General features: G+C 71.9%; 20 protein-coding genes. 12 read left to right on the forward strand and 8 right to left on the reverse strand.

From position 1 onward, the window contains the following. Positions 1-70: 70 nt before the first annotated feature. Both ACFPLC_RS21405 and ACFPLC_RS21410 read left to right on the forward strand, forming a co-directional pair. A complete protein-coding gene (locus ACFPLC_RS21405; protein WP_378203959.1) occupies positions 71-715 on the forward strand; it encodes a TetR/AcrR family transcriptional regulator in 645 nt (214 codons plus the stop codon). Positions 716-893: 178 nt separating this feature from the next. After that, positions 894-1,721 (forward strand): hypothetical protein, encoded by an 828-nt coding sequence (locus ACFPLC_RS21410; RefSeq protein ID WP_378203996.1) that lies wholly within the window; start codon positions 894-896, stop codon positions 1,719-1,721. Between the two features lie 73 nt (positions 1,722-1,794). On the opposite strand, the gene ACFPLC_RS21415 is transcribed toward ACFPLC_RS21410, so the two are convergent. Next, positions 1,795-2,568: a trypsin-like serine peptidase gene (locus ACFPLC_RS21415; RefSeq protein ID WP_378203956.1), complete on the reverse strand. Its 774-nt coding sequence runs from the start codon at positions 2,566-2,568 to the stop codon at positions 1,795-1,797. Between the two features lie 108 nt (positions 2,569-2,676). After that, on the reverse strand, positions 2,677-3,324 hold the full coding sequence (locus tag ACFPLC_RS21420) for a rhomboid family intramembrane serine protease (protein WP_378203953.1): 648 nt from the start codon (positions 3,322-3,324) through the stop codon (positions 2,677-2,679). Between the two features lie 96 nt (positions 3,325-3,420). Between ACFPLC_RS21420 and folP the strand changes: the two genes are divergently transcribed. Continuing rightward, complete coding sequence (gene folP / locus ACFPLC_RS21425) at positions 3,421-4,290, forward strand: dihydropteroate synthase (RefSeq protein WP_378203950.1); 870 nt, start codon at positions 3,421-3,423, stop codon at positions 4,288-4,290. Between the two features lie 293 nt (positions 4,291-4,583). On the opposite strand, the gene ACFPLC_RS21430 is transcribed toward folP, so the two are convergent. Next, the gene (locus ACFPLC_RS21430) at positions 4,584-5,645 is read right to left on the reverse strand and encodes a methyltransferase (protein ID WP_378203947.1); all 1,062 of its coding nucleotides are present in this window, start codon (positions 5,643-5,645) and stop codon (positions 4,584-4,586) included. Between the two features lie 171 nt (positions 5,646-5,816). Between ACFPLC_RS21430 and ACFPLC_RS21435 the strand changes: the two genes are divergently transcribed. Genes ACFPLC_RS21435 through ACFPLC_RS21445 form a run of 3 tightly spaced genes read left to right on the forward strand, consistent with a single transcriptional unit; the run spans position 5,817 to position 8,691 of the window. Then, complete coding sequence (locus ACFPLC_RS21435; protein ID WP_378203944.1) at positions 5,817-6,944, forward strand: hypothetical protein; 1,128 nt, start codon at positions 5,817-5,819, stop codon at positions 6,942-6,944. Further along, on the forward strand, positions 6,941-7,852 hold the full coding sequence (locus tag ACFPLC_RS21440; RefSeq protein WP_378203941.1) for an ABC transporter ATP-binding protein: 912 nt from the start codon (positions 6,941-6,943) through the stop codon (positions 7,850-7,852). Before ACFPLC_RS21435 ends, ACFPLC_RS21440 begins: the two co-directional genes overlap by 4 nt. Beyond that, positions 7,849-8,691 carry an ABC transporter permease gene (locus tag ACFPLC_RS21445; protein WP_378203938.1) on the forward strand — a complete coding sequence of 281 codons (843 nt, stop codon included), beginning with the start codon at positions 7,849-7,851 and terminating at the stop codon, positions 8,689-8,691. Before ACFPLC_RS21440 ends, ACFPLC_RS21445 begins: the two co-directional genes overlap by 4 nt. Here ACFPLC_RS21445 and ACFPLC_RS21450 read toward each other — a convergent pair. Next, positions 8,681-9,487, reverse strand: coding sequence for a lipase family alpha/beta hydrolase (locus ACFPLC_RS21450; RefSeq protein WP_378203935.1), 807 nt, complete (start codon positions 9,485-9,487; stop codon positions 8,681-8,683). The two genes, ACFPLC_RS21445 and ACFPLC_RS21450, sit on opposite strands and share 11 nt — an antisense overlap. A 293-nt stretch (positions 9,488-9,780) precedes the next feature. Between ACFPLC_RS21450 and ACFPLC_RS21455 the strand changes: the two genes are divergently transcribed. Beyond that, on the forward strand, positions 9,781-9,945 hold the full coding sequence (locus ACFPLC_RS21455; protein ID WP_229903222.1) for a hypothetical protein: 165 nt from the start codon (positions 9,781-9,783) through the stop codon (positions 9,943-9,945). Here ACFPLC_RS21455 and ACFPLC_RS21460 read toward each other — a convergent pair. Next, a complete protein-coding gene (locus ACFPLC_RS21460) occupies positions 9,942-11,126 on the reverse strand; it encodes a glycoside hydrolase family 64 protein (protein ID WP_378203932.1) in 1,185 nt (394 codons plus the stop codon). The two genes, ACFPLC_RS21455 and ACFPLC_RS21460, sit on opposite strands and share 4 nt — an antisense overlap. Before the next feature lie 37 nt (positions 11,127-11,163). Next, complete coding sequence (locus ACFPLC_RS21465) at positions 11,164-12,078, reverse strand: EamA family transporter (protein ID WP_378203929.1); 915 nt, start codon at positions 12,076-12,078, stop codon at positions 11,164-11,166. Positions 12,079-12,154: 76 nt separating this feature from the next. On the opposite strand from ACFPLC_RS21465, the gene ACFPLC_RS21470 reads away from it, so the two are divergent. Then, positions 12,155-12,652, forward strand: a complete 498-nt coding sequence (locus tag ACFPLC_RS21470; RefSeq protein ID WP_191317083.1) for a MarR family winged helix-turn-helix transcriptional regulator — start codon at positions 12,155-12,157, stop codon at positions 12,650-12,652. Here ACFPLC_RS21470 and ACFPLC_RS21475 read toward each other — a convergent pair. Continuing rightward, a complete protein-coding gene (locus ACFPLC_RS21475; RefSeq protein ID WP_378203926.1) occupies positions 12,649-13,593 on the reverse strand; it encodes an MBL fold metallo-hydrolase in 945 nt (314 codons plus the stop codon). The two genes, ACFPLC_RS21470 and ACFPLC_RS21475, sit on opposite strands and share 4 nt — an antisense overlap. 338 nt (positions 13,594-13,931) lie before the next feature. Between ACFPLC_RS21475 and ACFPLC_RS21480 the strand changes: the two genes are divergently transcribed. The 4 genes from ACFPLC_RS21480 to ACFPLC_RS21495 are packed head-to-tail and all read left to right on the forward strand — an operon-like array spanning position 13,932 to position 17,745. Next, positions 13,932-14,408: a PTS sugar transporter subunit IIB gene (locus ACFPLC_RS21480; RefSeq protein WP_378203923.1), complete on the forward strand. Its 477-nt coding sequence runs from the start codon at positions 13,932-13,934 to the stop codon at positions 14,406-14,408. 18 nt (positions 14,409-14,426) lie between these two features. Further along, complete coding sequence (locus tag ACFPLC_RS21485) at positions 14,427-16,037, forward strand: PTS system mannose/fructose/sorbose family transporter subunit IID (RefSeq protein WP_378203920.1); 1,611 nt, start codon at positions 14,427-14,429, stop codon at positions 16,035-16,037. An 11-nt stretch (positions 16,038-16,048) separates the two neighbouring features. Then, positions 16,049-16,438: a PTS sugar transporter subunit IIA gene (locus tag ACFPLC_RS21490; RefSeq protein ID WP_378203917.1), complete on the forward strand. Its 390-nt coding sequence runs from the start codon at positions 16,049-16,051 to the stop codon at positions 16,436-16,438. After that, a complete protein-coding gene (locus ACFPLC_RS21495; RefSeq protein WP_378203914.1) occupies positions 16,435-17,745 on the forward strand; it encodes a hypothetical protein in 1,311 nt (436 codons plus the stop codon). Before ACFPLC_RS21490 ends, ACFPLC_RS21495 begins: the two co-directional genes overlap by 4 nt. An 8-nt stretch (positions 17,746-17,753) precedes the next feature. Here ACFPLC_RS21495 and ACFPLC_RS21500 read toward each other — a convergent pair whose 3' ends face one another. Further along, positions 17,754-18,524 (reverse strand): GntR family transcriptional regulator, encoded by a 771-nt coding sequence (locus ACFPLC_RS21500; RefSeq protein WP_191317077.1) that lies wholly within the window; start codon positions 18,522-18,524, stop codon positions 17,754-17,756. Positions 18,525-18,532: the final 8 nt, after the last annotated feature.

Genomic DNA, 18,532 nt, shown 5'->3' on the forward strand with positions numbered 1-18,532 from the left:
GGCGGAACGGAATGCTTCGTTCCGAACTGTAGCAGACCGGAACGATCCGTTCCAGTGGTAATCTCGGCGCATGCCCGAGACAGCCACGCCCGAGACAGCCCTGCCCGGCCGCCGCGGCCAGGCCGCCCGCAACAACATCCTGATCCTCGACGCCGCCCGGCACGTCTTCCTCGGCGATCCGAAGGCGCCGATCTCGCAGGTCGCCGAACGCGCCGGCGTCGGGATCAGCGCGCTCTACCGGCGCTACCCGAGCAAGGAGGTCCTGCTCCGCCACATCTGCCACGACGGGCTTCTCCTCTACATCGGCGAGGCGGAAGTCGCCGCGGAGGAGCCGGACGGCTGGGCGGCGCTGACCGGGTTCCTCGGCCGGGTCGTCGAAGCCGACGTGCACTCGCTGACCGTCCACCTCGCCGGCACGTTCACCCCGACCCCCGAGATGGGCCGGGACGCGCGCCGCGCCGGCGAGCTGACGAAGCAGCTGGTCGAGCGAGCGCGCAAAACCGGGCGCCTCCGCCCCGACGCCGTCCCGGAAGACATCGGCATGATCCTCGAGTGCTGCGCTGCCATCCGCGTCGACGGCGACCCGGACCGCACGCTGGAGCTGCGCAACCGGTACCTCGCACTGCTCATCGAGGGGTTGTCGGCGAAAGGGCCGGATTTGCCGGGGCCGCCGCCGCGGCCCGGTGAGATGAACGGCCGCTGGCGTCCCTCCTGACGGCCGTGCCGGGGCGCGTCCGGATGGCGGTAACGAATTCCGGGAGTGCGACGACTGATCAGCGTCGGCCGTCCAAAAAAGACCTACGGAACATCTGTCAGAGCGGCATTCCCCGGACTGGAACAGCGAGATGACGACTATGCACAGAAGCTGGCGACGGGCCACGATCCTGTCTTCGGTGGCCGCACTGGCCACGGCGTTCATCGCAATCGCCCCCGCCGCTCAGGCGGACACGCCCACCAGTTCCGTCGATGTCAGTCCCACCACCGTGCTGCCGGGACAGACATTCACGGTCACGCAAACCATTCACAACCCCACCGATTTCACGGTGACTTTCGCGAAGGGCGCGCTTTACGGCACGCCGACCCCGATCACCGATGTCGTCGACGTCGTCAACTGCACCAACACGACGGCGGTCGGCTGCTTCCAGGCCGGCAGCAGCTACCGCGCCGCGTTCGGCGACCTCGAAGCGGGCGGCACGAAGACCACGGTGTGGACGCTGCGCGTCAAGGACACCGCGGCGCCCGGCCAGTTCACGCTGCAGCACCAGTTCGTCGGCGACAACTACGCCTTCGAAATCCTCGACGGGCCGGTGATCACCATCGCCGAGCCGTCCACGCAGGCCGACGTCAAGGTCGCGCTGGGCGCCACCGGGCACGGCGGGCTGAACGCGCGCATCGACTACGCCGTGACCGTGACGAACAACGGCCCCTCCACGGCGACCGGAATCCGGGTCGTGGCCACGTATCCGGCGGGCCTTTCGTTCGGCAGCGGCACCGGGTGCACCCCGGTCAGCGGCACGCGGACGGTGAACTGTGACGTCGCTTCGCTGGCCAACGGTGCTTCCGCGACGCCGAAGTTCTCCGTGAACGGCGGCCTGCTCGCGCTCGGTTCGTACACCGCGACGGCGAAGCGGACGGCGAGCTCGCCCGCGGATCCCAATCCCGCCAACGACAGCGCGGCGAAGACGTGCTCGGCGCTCACCGGGCTCATCGTGACCTGCTGAGGGTTGCGAGAGGTGAACCGGGCTCGTGTCCTCCGCCAGGGACACGGGCCCGTTTCGCGTTCCGCCGGAAAAGTCAGCCGGTGACCGACGCGTACAGCTTCGCGATGTCGTCGTCGAAATACGCGCTGTAGGAAACGTCCGGGGTGTCGCCGCCGAGCTGGTAACCGCCGATCACGCCGATGACCGCGCCCTCGGTCACCCACGGCCCGCCGCTGGTTCCGTCGGGAAAACCGGGGCACGCCACGCGCAGCTGATATGTGTCCGACCGCGTGGTGTTCCCTTCGCAGACCACCGGGGAATCGGTCGTGTCGGGGTAGCCCGTGAGGGTGATCCGGTGCTCGAATCCGCGATTCGTCCCGAGCACGTTCGCGCCGGTGAGGCTTTCCAGCGAGGCCGGGTTTCCGGCCTGCCGGACGGTGAGGAACGCGAAATCCAGGTCCGGGTCCGCCGAGGACTTCCAGCCGTCGGCGACGGCGGTCGAGGTCACCGTCCACATCCCGAACGGCGCGACGCCGTCGTGGTAGCCCGGCGCGAAGGTCATGTCGCCCCGGACGCAATGCGCGGCGGTCAGGACGAGGTCGCCGGTGCCGGAGTGCACGACGCTCGCCGAGCAGAAGTGGCTCCCGCCCGCGAACAGCGCCCCGACCGAGGAAGCGGCGGGCTGAGCAGGAGCGGCCGGAGCCGCCGAGGTGGTGACGGGAGTCGGAACCGGCGTGGTGACCGGGGCCGGCGCGCCCGCGGCGTAGGCGTCGTCGGCGGTCGTGCCGGTGCCGAGGACCAGCCCGGCCCCCAGGACCAGCAACGACGCCGCGGCCGTCAGCGCGGTGCGGGGAAACTTGATCGCCACGACTCCAGATCACCACAGCGGCGCCGGATCCGCAGCGTGCGCGGCCCGATGCACAGCGACCTCATAGCGCCCGCACAGCACGGCACAGGCTGCCCGAGCGCGAGCCGCCTAGCTCAGGCCCTTGGGGAGCAGGGTGGTCGCCGCGTCCGGCGCGGCGGCCGCCTTGGGCCGCCGGTCGCGGAACAGCCAGCCGCCGACGATGCCGCCGACGAACCCGAACAGGTGCCCCTGCCAGCTGACCCCCTCGTCGGTGGGCAGCAGGGAGACGAACGTGTAGGCGAAGCACAGCGCCATCACGAGCCCGATCACGATGTCGATCGGGTGCCGGTCGAACAGCCCGCGCACGATGATGTAGCCGAAGTAGCCGAACAGCAGGCCGCTGGCGCCGACGGTGACCGTGTGCGACGGCGTGATGAACCAGACGCCCAGCCCGCTGGCGACGATGATCAGCAGGCTCACGCCGAGCCACTTCTTCACCCCGCGGTAGGCGGCGAGGAAGCCGAACACGAACAGCGGCCCCGAGTTGGCCTCGATGTGCATCCAGCTGGCGTGCATGAACGGCGAGGTCAGGATGTCCGGCAGCGACCCCGGGTCCCGCGGCTCGATGCCGAACTCGCGGCTCAGGTCGTAGCTCTCGACGGCGTTGACGATCTGCACGAGCCACATCACCGCCAGCAGGCTGACCATCGCCCACAGGGCCTTCTTGGCCTCGGCGATCATCAGCTCGGCGTCGCTGCGGACCGGTTCCTCGTTCATGTCGTCCCCCTGCTCGGTTGGCGGCCCGAGGATAACCCGGCGCACGGCCCGGACGCGGCGTTCCGGACCCAGCCGTGACCTGGCAGGGTTGGGCGCATGACGTCACACCGGCCGGAGATGGTCTTCCGGGGCCGTCGCATGCCCGGCGACCGCGCCCTGGTCATGGCCATCGTGAACCGCACGCCCGACTCGTTCTACGACAAGGGCGCCACCTTCGCCGACACCGCGGCCGTCGAAGCGGTGGACAGAGCGGTCGCCGCGGGCGCCGACATCGTGGACATCGGCGGCGTGAAGGCGGGCGAGGGCCCCGAGGTCGACGTCGACGAGGAGAGCCGGCGGGTGGTGCCGTTCGTCGCCGAGGTCCGCCGCCGCCACCCCGAACTGGTGATCAGCGTCGACACCTGGCGCCACGAAGTCGGCCGCCAGGTCTGCGAAGCGGGCGCCGACCTCCTCAACGACACGTGGGCGGGCGCCGACCCCAAGCTGGTCGAGGTGGCCGCGGAGTTCGGCGCGGGTTACGTGTGCTCGCACGTCGGAGGCATGCCGCTCCGCACGGACCCGTACCCGGCGCCGACCCCGGAGAGGCCCTTCTGGCCCCGCTACGACGACGTCGTGGCGGACGTGTTGGCGGAGTTGACGACGGCGGCGGCGCGCACCCTCGCCGCGGGCGTCCCCCGCGGCGGCATCTTGATCGACCCGACGTTCGACTTCGGCAAGAGCACCCGCCACGGCCTCGAACTCCTCAGGCACTTCGACCGCCTGGTGGACACGGGCTGGCCGGTGCTGGTGGCGCTGTCGAACAAGGACCTCATCGGAGAAACGCTGGACGTGGAAGCCCACGACCGCTTGGCGGGAACACTGGCCGCAACGGCAATAGCGGCTTACGCGGGCGCGGCGGTCTTCAGAGCACACAATGTCCGCGAGACAAGGGAAGCAGTGGAGGCGGTAGCGGGTCTTGACCCATAGGAGGAGCTGGGTGGTCCTCCCGTCGCCTGAGGCCGTGAAATCACTTTGAGCCGGGCCCGCAACCCACAGGTCAACGCGGGAGAACAGCGCAAGCTTGCGGGCCCGGCTCAAAGTGATAGGCCTCGTTCAGGCGACGGGATGACCACCCTGCGGCCCATCTCGGGAAGGTGAGGGGGCAGCGGGGAGGTGGGGTCATCCCGGAGCCTGCCCGTCCGGCGAGGACAGGTCTTTTCTCTCAGCCACGGCAGACTGCCGCGGCAGCGGTGGTCACCCTGCGCCGCCGACCACCGATCTCACCCCCGGCTGAGCCGCCAAAGCGACGTCACTTCCGCGGCCCGCGCCCGGTGCAGCGGACCCCCCGGATCCACCGCCCGCGGGTGCCGGGGCACAGCTTCAGTCCGCCCCACCACCCGCAGTCCCGCCGCAGCGATCCACCCCAGCAGCTCGCCGCGCGAGCGCAGCCCCAGGTGCTCCGCCAAATCCGACAGCACCAACCAAGCCTCGCCGTCCGGCGTCAGGTGCCTGCGTGCCCGATCGAGGAACCCTCGCAGCATGCGGCTGCCCGGGTCGTATACCGCGTGGTCGAGTGGCCCTCGCGGGCGGCCCGGGAGCCACGGCGGATTGGCCACCACCAGTGGTGCCCTTCCGCGGGGGAACAGATCCGACGTCACCACCTGAACGCGCCCGGCCAAGCCGAGCCGGGTCAGGTTCTCCCTGGCGCACGTGACCGCCCGGGGCGAGGTGTCCGTTGCCACCACACGGTCCACCCCGCGGTGGGCGAGGACTGCGGCGAGCACGCCCGTTCCGGTTCCGATGTCGAAGGCCAGCTCCGTGGTCGGCAGCGGGGCTTCCGCGATCAGGTCGACGTACTCCTGCCGGACCGGGGCGAACACGCCGTAGTGCGGGTGGATGCGGGCTCCGAGGGCCGGGACTTCGACACCTCGGCGACGCCATTCCGCCGCGCCCAGGACGCCGAGCAGCTCCCGCAGCGGTACCGCCGCGGGCTCGTGCAGCGGTCCGTAGACCGCGGCGCACGCGGCCCGCACGTCCGGTGCCCGGCGCAGGGGGATGACGTGGCCGGGATCGAGGGGGACATACAACAGGGAGAGCAGGCGGGCGCGGTCGGTGCGGTAGCGGGGGTAGTCGTCCGGCGGGGGTGGGGGGATTCGGCGGTCGATGGCGGTGAGGAGGCTGCGGGCGGCCGGGTAGGCGCCCTGCCAGAGGAGGGCGGTGCCGTCGGACATCGTGCGGAGGGCGGTGTCGGCGGAGACGTCTTCTCCGGCGGTGCGGGCGGGGCGGGAAGGCGGGGAGAAGAGCCGGCGATCGGGTTCTCCGGGCAGGACGAGATGCGCCACGGTAAGGGGTTTCCGTTCTTGCTGCGGGCACGACGAAGCACCCGCGAGACGTGCGGGGTGTGCGAAGGACCGGAGCGGGAACTAGCTCAGGACAGCAGCATGAACGGGAGTCACTCGTCGAGCCTAGGACGCGCGGCCATGGCGTACAAAGGACGGGAGAGGTGATGCCGGATGACGCCCTCGGTGGTGCGGCACGAGAAGCGGCGCCGGTGGGCGGTCGTCGCCGCCGTGGCCGCGGTGCTCGTTTCCGCGCCGTCGGTCGTCGCCGCGCTCGCGCCGGCCGGTGCCGCGACCGATCCGGAGAAACTGCGGGCTCTGGTGCTGGATTCCGCCGGGAAGCCGTACCAGGGTTACGCCGAAAGCACCGGTTCGCTGGCCGTTCCGGAGCTGCCGAACCTCGCCGCCGTCACCGCTCTCTTCTCCATGCGCACGCCGATGCGGGCCTGGTACGCCGGGCCCGATCGCTACCGCGTCGACATCCTCGGCACCGCCGGCGAGCACGACGTCTACCGGCTTCCGGACGGCGAATACACCTGGGACTACGGGGACAACACGCTGACCGAGCTGATCGGTGACCCCGGGCTGCGGCTGCCGCGGGCCGGGGACCTGCTGCCGCCCGAACTCGCCCGGCGGATCCTGCGCGCCGCGCAGGGCGACCGGGTGAGCGCGCTGCCGGGGCGGAACGTCGCCGGGGTCGCCGCGTCCGGCCTGCGGCTCGTGCCCGGCGATCCGGACACGACCATCGGCGAGGTCGACGTCTGGGCGGACCCGGTCACCGGGGTCGCCGTGCGGGTCGAACTGACCGCGCGCGGGCAGTACGCCCCGCTCCTGGTCACCGAGTTCCAGCAGCTCGAACAGACGACGCCGGTCGTCGAGGCGCCGCGGCCGGTGCTCGGGTCCGGGTTCACCGTGACCAGCGCCCCGGACGTCGCCGACACGCTGGGTGCGCTCGGCGAGGTCCCGCTGCCGTCCTCGCTCGCCGGACGTCCGCTGGTGTCGTCGACCTTCGGCGGCGTGCAGGGCGCGGCGCTCTACGGCCGCGGGCTGGCCGCGCTCGCCGTGATCGCCGTGCCGCGAACGGTGGCCAACGCGGCGCGGGACGCCGCCGGGAAAGCCGGTGCGGTGCAGGTCAGGCTGGCCACGGGCAGCGTCGTGCAGCTGTCGATCACCCCGCTGTCCCTGGGCATCGTGCAGGCGTCGGTCTCCCGGCGCTCCTTCCTGCTGGCCGGGACCGTGACGCAGGGCGTCCTGATGTCGGTGGCGGAAGAGCTGACCCGGCTGCGCCGGAGCGGCCCGTGATCGTCACGCACGCATTGACCAAGCGCTACGGCCGCACGGTGGCCGTCGACGCGGTCGGCCTCGCCGTCCGCGAAGGCGACCGCTACGGCTTCCTCGGCCCGAACGGCTCGGGCAAGACCACCCTGGTCCGGATGCTGCTCGGCCTGGTCTACGCGACCGCCGGGGAGATCGAGGTGCTCGGGAAACCGATGCCGAAGCGGGTCGCCGAGGTGCTGCCGGAGGTCGGCGCGCTCGTCGAGGGCCCGGCCGCGTACCCGCACCTGTCCGGGCGCCGGAACCTGGCGCTGCTCGACGCCGCCGGCCGCGGCGGTGGCCGTCGCACGCGGCGCCGTCGCATCGACGAAGCCCTCGAACAGGTCGGGCTGGGCGGGGTCGACCAGCGGCCGGTCAAGGCGTACTCGCTCGGGATGCGGCAACGGCTCGGGCTCGCCGGCGCGCTGCTGCGACGGCCGCGGCTGCTGATCCTCGACGAGCCGACCAACGGGCTCGACCCGCAGGGCATCAAGGAGATCCGCGAGCTGCTCGTCGAGCTGAACGCGGGTGGCACCACGGTGTTCCTCTCCAGCCACCTGCTGGCCGAGGTGGAGCAGCTGTGCACGCGCGTCGGCGTCGTCGACCGCGGCCGGCTCGTGCTGGAGGAGGACCTGGCCACGCTGCGGGCGGCGACCGGCCGGATCCTGGTCGGCACGCCGGACGCGGCCGAAGCGGCCGCGGTCCTCGACGGGCAGCTCGAAGCCCGCGACGGCGACCGGCTCGTCATCCGGCACGGCGATCCGGCGGCGCTGAACGCGCTGCTCGTCGAGGCGGGGGTGCGCGTGACGTCGATCCACGCCGAACAGCGAACGCTGGAACAGGTCGTCCTCGACGTGACGGGTCCGGGCTCGGACCGGTTCGGAGCGGCGGAATGATCGGTGTCGAACTGCGGAAGCTCGCGCTGCGGCCGCGGGTGTGGTTCAGCGTGCTGCTGCTGTGCCTGCTGCCCGCGATCGTCGGCGTCTTCCTGGCGACGGCCGACTTCGCGCCGCCGCCGGGGCAGGGCGGGGCGTTCCTCTCGGCGGTGGTGAACGACGGCGCGCTGTACCCCGCCGCCGCGCTCGCGCTGGTGCTGCCGCTGTTCCTGCCGATCGCGGTCGCCGTCGCCGCGGGCGACGCGATCGCGGGCGAGGCCGCCACCGGCACCCTGCGCTACCTGCTGGTGCGCCCGGTCGGCCGGACGCGGTTGCTGGGCGCGAAAATGGTAGCGTTGGCCGTGTACGTCACCGCGGCCATCGTCATCGTCGTGCTGACGTCGCTGGTGCTCGGCGTGATCCTGTTCGGCACCGGCGGCCACCCCGGCGTCGCCGGCCCGGGCGGGCAGCCGACCGGCGTGACGTCGTTGTCGGGGCAGTCGCTCAGCTCCTCGGCGCTGGGCCTGCGGCTGCTGGGCGCGGTTTCCTACATCGTCGTGTCGATGCTCGGCTTCGCGGCGATCACCGTGTTCCTGTCGACGGTGTCTGACTCGGCGCTGGGGGCCGCACTGGGCGGGCTGGCCGTGCTCATTACGAGCACGGTGCTGGAGACCCTGGACGCGGCCGCGTCCGTGCGGCCCTACCTGCCGACGCACTACTGGCTGTCCTGGATCGACTTCTTCCGCGATCCGGTGCTGTGGCGCAACATCGACCACGGGCTGCTCCTGCAGGCCGGCTACGTCGTGGTGTTCTTCGGGGCCGCCTGGGCGAACTTCGCGACAAAGGACGTCACGAGCTGAGGCACTCGGCGGGCGCTTCGAGCGGGGTGGTGCCGAGGGCCTGCAGGACGATCTCGGTGACGGCGGGGTCGGTCGGCAGGTCGCCGTGGCCGGCCGGGTTGCCGGGGCACACGTCCTGGAGCTCGACGTTGACGGCGCCGTCGAGCCGGGCCGAGTCCGGCGGGGTGACCGTCTCGTCGTTCTCCGTCCAGAGCGAAAGCCACGGCAGGCCCGGCGGAAGCGGCTGCTTGGCCAGCTCCTGCAGGAGGCTGCTGCCCGGCGCCAGCTGGACGCACGCGGTGGGACAGCCGCCCGGGACCAGCGCGCCGCCCGCAGTGGCCAAGCCGGTGCCGTGCATCGGCGCGCCGAGCGTCACGACCCGGCGGGCCTGGTGGTCGCCGCCCTCCCTGCCGACCCACAGCCGGGCCACGACTCCGCCCGCGGAGTACCCGACGACGTCGACCGAAGGCGCGCCCTGTTCGTAAGCCTTTTCGACGGCTTCGGCGAGGACGGCGGCCTGTTCGACGAGATCGCCGGTGCCGTCGCCGGCCGCGGTGAGCACCTCGGCGGACCGGCCGGTGGCCTGCCTGATCCGCTCGGCGAGGATCTCCAGCGCGCCGCGGCCACCGCCGTAGCCGGGGACGAGCAGCACCGGGCCGGGCTTGTCCTGGTCCGGCGTCCCGCTGTCGGGAGCGGCCTTCGCCCCGGAGGTCGCGATGACGGCGACCACCACCACGGCCACCACGGCGACGGCGACACTGCTCAGCATCAGCCGTCGCCGCGGGCTGAGCCCACCCCACCAAGCCGTGATCCGCACCCTCCCATGATGACCCGGCTCCCGCGTGACCGCCGTGATCCAGCGGGCATCACGCGTGACTGGAGAGGCATCACGCGTGACTGGAGAGGCATCACGCGTGACTGGAGAGGCATCACGCGTGATTGGGCGGGCATCGCGGTGATGCCCCGCCAGTCACGCATGATGCCCCGCCAATCACGGGTGATGCCTCTTTGCGCACGCGCTCGGCCGATCCGGTGACTTCCTGAACCGGCTCCGTGGTGGGTGCCGTGTGGGCGGTGGGAGTGGTGGAGATGGTTCGGGGTGAGCCGGTTGTGCGGGTTTTGGTGGTCGTCGTGCTGGTGGTGGAACTGGTGGCCTGCGGGCCGCCGGCGGTGGAGGTGAAGGGCCGGGCGGTGCCGGTGCCGGTGCGCACCGGCGCGCCCCCGGGCGAGCTGCTCGGGGACACGCCGGTGGCGCCGGTCGTGGTGAAGCTCTAGTTGAACGGGTCCAGCGTCAGGTAGGCCGTCGCCGGGTTGCCGTCGTTGACCAGGGACTCGTAGTGGCCGACGTCGTCGAACGCGAAGGCGTACGCCTTGCCGTCGGCCATCTGCGCGTGGATCTTGCGCGCGTAGTGGTTGGTGACGGCGTCCTGGTAGAAGCCCGCGGAGCTCGTGTCCGGCTGGTTCGCGTTCGTCAGCAGCGTCGAGCGGTTGAAGCCCGCGCAGAGCGTGCGCGAGATCTGGCCGCGGACGTCGTTCGGCGCGTCGAGGTTCTTGTAGCAGCCGAAAACGCTGTCGGAATCCGGTTTCTGGAACGCGGTCACGAACCCGCCGGAGGTGTTCGTGAAGTTCATGGCGGTGCCGGAAACCCGGCCGTAGTACTTGACGTTCGGCTGGTCGGCCACCGGGGTCACGGTCAGCGTCGACGAGCTGTACTTCGTCCAGACGCGGTTGATGTAGTCCTGCAGCACGGTCGCGGGCAGCGCGCCCGCCTCGATGCCGTGGCTCGGGGCCAGCGCCCGCAGGACCGTGCCGTCGGAGCGCGTCCGGATCAGGTTGGCCCAGCCGCCCGGCTGGCCGCGCAGCGCGGTGTAGAAACCGTTGTAACCGCCCGGTTTCAGGTGCCCGGTGCTCCGCGTCGTGCCGCCGACGGGCTGCACGCCGACCGCGTACGGCGCGGAGAACATGTCCACCTGGGTGCTGTTGATCCAGAGGCCGCCGTCGTTGAGCGTGTACTCCGACCAGTTGAAGAGGATGTCGGCGTTCGGGTCGGACGGGTTCTGGACCGCCGGCTGGACCAGGCCCCCGGTGGCGAGCTTGAACACCAGCTTCTGCCCGTAGGAGAAGTAGATCCGGCCGGAGAACTTCGGGATGCGGATGGTGATCGACTGGCCGTTGGCGGGCCCGGGGATCGACGCGTCGGGCGCCGGGATCGGCGGCACCGCGCCGCCGGGCCAGGCGTGGAACCCGCCGTTCGCGTCGGCCCAGCCCTGCTGCCCGGTGGCCAGGTTCGTGCCCAGGTCGTAGAGGTACACGGGATCGCCGCGGCCGGAGTTGTTGGTGATCTTCAACGGAATCGTGGCCGGCACCGCCTCGGCGGCGGGAGCGGTCGCGGCGACCACCGCGAGCGCCGCCCCCAGTACCGCAAGCCGTTTCCGGACGGACGTCTTCGTGCGCACGGGCGCCTCCTCGTCGAGGCCGATGATCGCAAGTTGTTCAGACCATTTCAGCGTCGGTGCCCGGGCGCGGGGTTGTCAAAGGCTGATAATTATCAGCCCCCGTCCGGACCAACGGCCGCCGTTGCGCGGCCACGACCGCGGCCAGCACGATCACGGCGCCCAGCAGCTGCCACGGCGTGAGCCGCTGGCCGAGCACGAGCCAGCCGAGCAGGGTGGCGACGACCGGGCTCAGCAGCCCGAGGAACGTCACGTGGGTCGCGGACAGGGCGCGGATCCCGCGGAACCACAGGGCGTAGGCGAACGCGGCCCCGATCAGCGCGAGGTAGGCGTAGCCCGCGAGGTTCGCCCCGGACAGCGACGAGGGCGGAGCGCCTTCGACGGCCAGCGCGACCGGCACGAGCACCAAGCCGCCCGCAACGAGCTGCCAGCCGGTGGTCGCCAGCAGGGGAGCGGGGGACGTCCAGCGCTTGCTCAGCACGACGCCGGTGGCCATCACGACCGCGCCGCCGGCCGCCGCGGCGACGCCGATCGCGTCGAGGCGCGCGCTGGACTGCAGGACCAGCAGGCTGACGCCGGCGACCCCGGCGATGCCCGCGAGCACGGTGCGCCGGGTCAGGCGTTCGCCGAGCAGGCCGGTGGACAGGCCGGCGACCAGCAGCGGCTGCAGGGCGCCGAGGGTGGCGGCGACCCCGCCGGGCAGCCGGTAGGCGGCGACGAACAGCAGGGCGAGGAACGCGCCGATGTTCAGCGTGCCGAGCACCAGCGACCGCCACCACCAGTCGCCCTTCGGCAGGCGGCGGGTGAGCGCGACCAGCAGCAGCCCGGCGGGCAGGGCCCGGATGACGGCGGCGAGCAGTGGGCGGTCGGGCGGCAGGAACTCGGTGGTGACGAGGTAGGTGGTGCCCCAAATGGCCGGGGCGAGGGCGGTGAGGAGAAGCTGTTTGTTTAGCACTAAGGTAGATTACCTCAGCACTAAGGTAAATCGCTACCCGTTCACTCACCGCTAAAGCATCGGTTACGCTGTGGCGATGGCCGACCACGTGGACCGGGTACTGGCGCAGTGGCACGCCGAGCGTCCCGACCTCGACGTTTCCCCGATGGCCGTGATCGGCAGGCTGTCCCGGCTCAGTGCGGTGGTGGACGCGGAACTGCGCCGCACGTTCGCCCGCCACGGCCTGGACCGCGCGACCTTCGACGTGCTGGCGACCCTGCGCCGCAGCGGGCCGCCCTACCGGCTGACCCCGACGGAACTGATGCGCTCGGCCATGGTGACGTCCGGGGCGATCACCCAGCGCCTCGACAAGATGGAGGCGCGCGGCCTGGTCGAGCGCACGCCGAACGAGGCGGACGGGCGCGGGGTCCGCGTGCAGCTGACCGAAGCCGGCGGGGAGCTGATCGACCGGGCGCTGCCGGAGCACGTCGAGACCGAGCACCGCATCCTGGCGGCGCTGGACGCCGGCGAGCGCGAAGAACTGGCGTCGACGCTCCGGACCCTGCTGGAGAGCCTCGGCGGCTCGGTCTCCTAGGAGATCCGCCGGACCGGTTCGCTGTCCAGCAGCGAGTCGAGGTCGATGCGGCCGCCCGCCGCGGCCAGGACCGCGTCGATCGCCAGGTCGACGTCGAGCTTGCGGCCGTGCTGGTCGGCGTACGCGCGCATCAGGTTGCCGATGTGCCGCTCCGGGTTGCGCCACGACGGCCACCGCAGGGAAGCCTGCTTCGCCAGCTTCGAGAAGTTCGACTGGCGCACCGTCGCCTCCAGGAGCCACTCCAGGTAGACGCGCATCGCGTGGAACGCCGTGTGCGCGGGCGTGGCCACCGGGCCGTGGCCGGGCACCAGGGTGCGCGGGCGGAACGTGTCCTGGAGCCAGTCCAGCGCGTCGAGCCAGCCGGGGATCGAGCCGTGCACCGCCATCGGCGTGTCGCCGATGAACACGAGGTCGCCGGTGAACAGCGTGCTCGAGCGCGGCTCGTGCACCACCAGGTCGCCCGCCGTGTGCGCGACCCCCGGCACGGCGACGACGTCGACCACCGCGCCGCCCAGGTCCAGCTCGTGCCAGCCGGTCACCGGCCGGACCGCGTCGGGCTCCGGCGGTTCCAGGACGCCCCAGCGGGTGTAGGTGAAGACGTTGCCGTAGGTCTGCGGCCCGGCCTTGACCAGGTCGAGGGCGCCGTGCGCGGCCAGCGCGGTCCCGCCGTCGCGCAGGGCGACACCGAGTCCGTTGTGGTGTTCGCCGTGCGCGTGCGTGATGACGACCGTGAGCTCCTGGTCGCCGGCGTACTTGCGGACGTCGCGCAGCAGTTCCAGGGTGGCCTGCTCGGTGCCGCAGGTGTCGATCAGCGCGACGCCCTCGGTGCCCTGGATCCAGCCGCTGTTGGCGACGAACCACTCGGCCGGGCTCTTCACGTACGCCACCACTCCGGGCCGCGCGTGCCGGAGCGGGACGATGTTCGATCTGACGGCCGGCATGCTTTCCTCCCCTGAACGGACGATGCGGTTAACGACGGTGACCGGGTGAGGTTGCGCGGTTTCCCGCGGAATGTTCCCGTCGATTTCGGTCGGCTGACCGGTCGAGAATTTTTCGGATTTCGCGGTGACCAGGGTCTTGACAGTCGATCACAACCGTCCATACTGGTATATACCTTTATGGGAGGGTCCGGGAGAAAAATCCAGGGGGACTTCGCGCTCGTGGGCCGACGGAAGGTCTGAGGGGTCCTTCCGTCGGCCGCGCGAAGGCCGGTCACCGGCAGTGTTGACACACATACTGGTACGAACCAGTATGTCTCCTGCCGTCCGGGAGGAGAAACATGACGGGGGCACACGTCCGGATCGACAACCGGCTGATCCACGGGCAGGTCACCCTCGCGTGGACCCGCCGCCTCGGGGTGCGCCGGCTGGTCGTCTGCAACGACGACGTCGCCGCCGACGAACTCCAGTGCATGCTGCTCCCGCAGGCCGCCCGCGGGCTGCCCGCCGACGTGCTGTCGGTCGAGGCCACGCTGGCCACCGAGGCCGGCGCGGACGTCATGATCATCGCCAAGCACCCCGGGGACGTCTTCCGCCTCGTCGAGGGCGGGCTGCGGCCCGAGGTCGTCAACGTCGGCAACGTGGCCCCCCGGCCGGGGGATTCCTACACCATGGTCACCCGCTCGGTCGCGGTCACCGCGGACGAGGCCGACGCCTACCGCAAGCTCGCCGCCGCGGGTGTCCCGCTGGTCACCCAGCTGCTCCCGCAGGACAAGCCCGCCGAATTCGTCCCGCTGCTCGACCGGAAAGGGCTCTAGCTCCGCATGCTCGTCGCGTTGGCCCTGACCCTTTGGGCGATCTACTGCACGTACGACGGTCTCGGGCCGTTCCTCATCTACGCCCAGCGCCCGCTCATCGCCGGCTCGGTGGCCGGGCTGATCACCGGACACCCGCTGCTCGGCCTGCTCATCGGCGCGACGCTGGAGCTGGCCGCGCTCGGCGTCTACACCTACGGCGGCGCGACCATCCCGGACTACCAGACCGGCGCGATCGTCGGCACCGCGCTGGCCGCGGGGGCCGCCGGCGCCCCGGCCGCGCAGGCCGCGATCGGCATCGGCGTCGGGCTGCCGGCCGCGATCCTGCTCTCGGCGCTGGACCCGGTCGGCAAGATGGTCACCACCGCGCTGGTGCACCGGGCCGACGGCTACGCCGCCGACGGCAACGCCCGCGGCTTGGCGATGATCCACTGGGTCAGCCTCGTCCCGTGGGTGGCCGTGCGCGCGATCCCGACGTTCCTCGCCGCGCTCGCCGCGTCCGGTGGGCTGGTCAAGGACATCACCGCGAGCATCCCGGCCGGGTTCGTCCAGGGCATGACGCTGGCCGGGTCGCTGCTGCCCGCGGTCGGGTTCGCGCTGCTGCTGGGCATGATGGAGCTGTCGCGGTACTGGTACCTGCTGCTCATCGGGTTCGTCGGGTTCGCCTACCTGAAGCTGCCGGTGCTGGGGATCGCGCTGATCGGTGTCGCGGTCGCGATGCTGTTCGTGACGCTCAAGCGCGACGAGCCGGTGCTCGCCGTCCCCGAGGCGCCCGCCGCCGAGGAGTCCACTGTGGACTCAAGGCTGACCAAACAGGACCTGCGGCGGGTGTTCCGCCGGTACTTCTGGTCGAGCCAGATCTCCTGGAACTACGAGCGGATGCAGGCGCTCGGCTTCGCGTACTCGATGGAGCCGGTGCTGCGCCGGCTCTACCCGGAGAAGGCCGACTACGTCGCCGGCCTGCAGCGGCACCTGCAGTTCTTCAACACCTCGGTGCTCGTCGGCGGCCCGCTGATCCTCGGCTCCAGCGTCGCGCTCGAAGAAGCCGGGACCCCGAAGTCGGCCGCGAGCACGAAGGTCGCGCTGATGGGGCCGATGGCCGGCATCGGCGACACCGTCGTCTTCGCGCTGTACAACAGCATCATCTTCACCATGGGCGCGTCGTGGGCACTGCAGGGCAACTGGCTCGGCCCCGCCTTCGCCGCCGTCATGGTGCTCGTGCCGTACGCGCTCATCCGGCGCTGGCAGTTCTCCTTCGCCTACCGCGAGGGCAAACGGCTGGCCGGGCACCTGGCCGCCGGGGCGCTCGCGCGTGTCGCGCAGGGGGCGACCGTGCTCGGGTTCGTCGTCCTCGGCGGGTTCATCCCGTCGATCGTCAAGGTCGTCACCACGCTGACCTACCGGCAGACCACCACGGTCCAGGGGCAGCCGGTGACGCAGTCGGTGGCGATCCAGGACCGGCTCGACGAGCTGCTGCCGTTCCTGCTCCCGGTGCTCGTGACCGCCGGGGTTTACCTGCTGACGGTCAAGGCGCGGCTGCGGCCGGTCTGGGTCATCGGCATCGTCGTCGTGGCCGGGGTCGTCCTGGGGTGGCTCGGCTGGTTCGCGCCATCGGCCCCGGCGAAGAGTTGAGGGAGTCCGCCATGACCGTCCCGATCATCGTCGCCGGCCACGGCCGGCTGCCGTCCGGCGTCGGGGAAGCCGCCGAGATGATCCTCGGCCCGCAGGCGCGGCTGAAGGTCTGCGAGCTGAGCCCGCGGGACAGCCCGGAGGAGTTCGGCGCCCGGCTGCTCGCGCTGGCCCACGACGCCGAGAGCGTGCTCGTGCTCGCCGACCTGCACGGCGGTTCGCCGTTCAACGCCGTCCGCACGCTCGCGGCCACGCACCCGCGGTTCCAGCTGGTCTCCGGGCTGAACCTGCCGATGCTGCTGGAAGTCCTGCTGCACACGACCGACGACGTCACCGAGCTGGCCGGGGTGGCGCGCGCCGCCGGCCGCAACGGCGTCGTCGACGTCCTGGAATCGACCTGGTGACCGCCGCGCTCCTGCTCGCCGCGCAAGACGTCCGGATCACGCCGGGGCCCGGGCACCCGCTCGGCGGCTACCTGGCCCGGCACGGGGTCGCGACCGGCACGCACGACGACCTCGAGGCGTCCCTGATCTGGCTGTCCACCGAGGACGACCCGGGTGTGGTGTGGGTGGCGCTGGACGCTCTCGCCGTCGACGCCGGCCTGACCCGGACCCTGGCCGACGCGGTCGCCGCGGCAGTGGGCATCGACCCGGACCGGGTGCTCGTCTGCGCGTCGCACACGCATTCCGGACCCGAGGGCTGGACCGGCCAGCTGCACCCCGGCCTGCCGGGGCGGCGCGACGCCGGGCTGGTCGGCGGCATGGCGGAGAAGGTCACCGGCGCCGCGCTGCGGCTGCGTGCCGGCCGCGGCCGGGTCCGGGCCCGCTGGCACGCGGGTTCGACCGAAGCCGTCGGCGGCAACCGCTACCGGCCGGACGGACCGCACGACACGTCGTTCGGCGTCCTCGAGCTGCGCCGCGACGACGGCACGCCGGCCGCGCTGCTGTTCGACTACGCCAGCCACCCCACGGTGCTCGGCCCGGACAACCTGGCCTGGTCGGCCGACTGGCCGGGTGCGACCCGCCGCGAGCTGGCCACCCTGGTCGGGCAGCCGGTCGCGGCCTTCCTGCAGGGCGCGGCGGGCGACGCCAGCTCCCGGTTCGTCCGCCGCGGCCGCGACCACGCCGAGGTCCGCGCGCTCGGCGGCCACCTGGCGACGTCGATCGCGCGCACGCTGGCGGCGGTGTCGTCCCCGCCCGCGACGGCCGGCCCGGTCCGGCTGACGCGGTCGACGCTCCACCTGCCCTACCGCGACATCCCGTCGCTCGAGGACAGCCTGGAGCTGCGGCAGACGGCGGAGGCGGAGTGGCAGCGCGAGCTGGCCTGCCACGGCGAGGACCACCCGGCGGTCCGCATCGCCCAGACCCGCTACGAGGGCTGCGCGATGCTGGCGACGATGGCGGCGAGCGGACGGCCGACGGGCTGCGCGGAGGTGCCGGTGAGCGTGGTGTCGCTGGGCGAGATCGCCTGGCTGCACACCCCGTTCGAGCTGTTCGCGTCCCTGGGCCTGCGCATCCGCCGCGGCAGCCCGTTCCGCCACACGCGGGTGATCGGCTACACGGACGGGTACCTCGGGTACCTGCCGGACGCGGACGGGCACCGCGACGGGATCTACGAGTCGTACGTGACGCTGTTCGGCCCGGAGGCCGCCGACCAGCTGGTGGACCACTGCCTGAAGGTACTGCGGAAGCACCAGGTCGGCTGCCGCTGAGCGGGGGCTCAGGTCGCCGGGCTGCGGCGCGCCTGCGTGAAGACCGTGTAGCGGTCGGCCCGGTATAGCGACCGGCCCGCTTCGATGACGCCGCCGCTCTGGTCGTGCAGCGTGCCCTCGATGATCAGGCACGGCTGGGTGGCTTCGATGCCGAGCAGGCCGGCGTCGTTGCTGTTCGGCAGGACCGCGGAGATCGCCGTGTCGTTCCACTCCGGGCGGACGCCCCAGCGTTCCTCGATCGTGCGGTGCAGGGACTGGGTTTCCCAGTCGAACAGCTCGATGCCGGGGAACCGGTCGACGGACAGGTTCGTGCGCTCGACCGCGAACGGCTCGTCTTCGACGTAGCGGAGGCGTTCGAGCCGGAACACCCGGGCGCCCGGCGGCACGTTCAGCCGTCCGGCGATGCGCGGGCCCGCGCTTTCGACTTCGGCGTGCAGCACCTTCGTCTTCGGCACGACCCCGCGGGCCTGCATGTCCTCGGTGAACGACGTCAGCATGTCGATGTGCGCGGCCTGCCGCTCGGCGGTGAAGGTCGCGGTGCCGTGCTGGCGGTACAGGACGCCGTCCGCGACGAGGCGGTTGACTTCCTGCCGCACGGTGCCGCGGGCGACCTGGAAGTGCTCGGCGAGGAACCGCTCGGACGGCATCAGCCGCCCCGGCCCGGCCTCCGTGGCGACGCTTTCCAGGATCTCGCGCAGCTGGTCGCCCTTCGGCCGCCCCGGCTGCAGCGCGTCCGGAAGGCGCAGATCGCTCGCGGCGACGTGTTTCGGACGGGGCATGCCTTCAG

Source organism: Amycolatopsis plumensis (genome assembly GCF_042652605.1).
Lineage (GTDB): Bacteria > Actinomycetota > Actinomycetes > Mycobacteriales > Pseudonocardiaceae > Amycolatopsis > Amycolatopsis plumensis.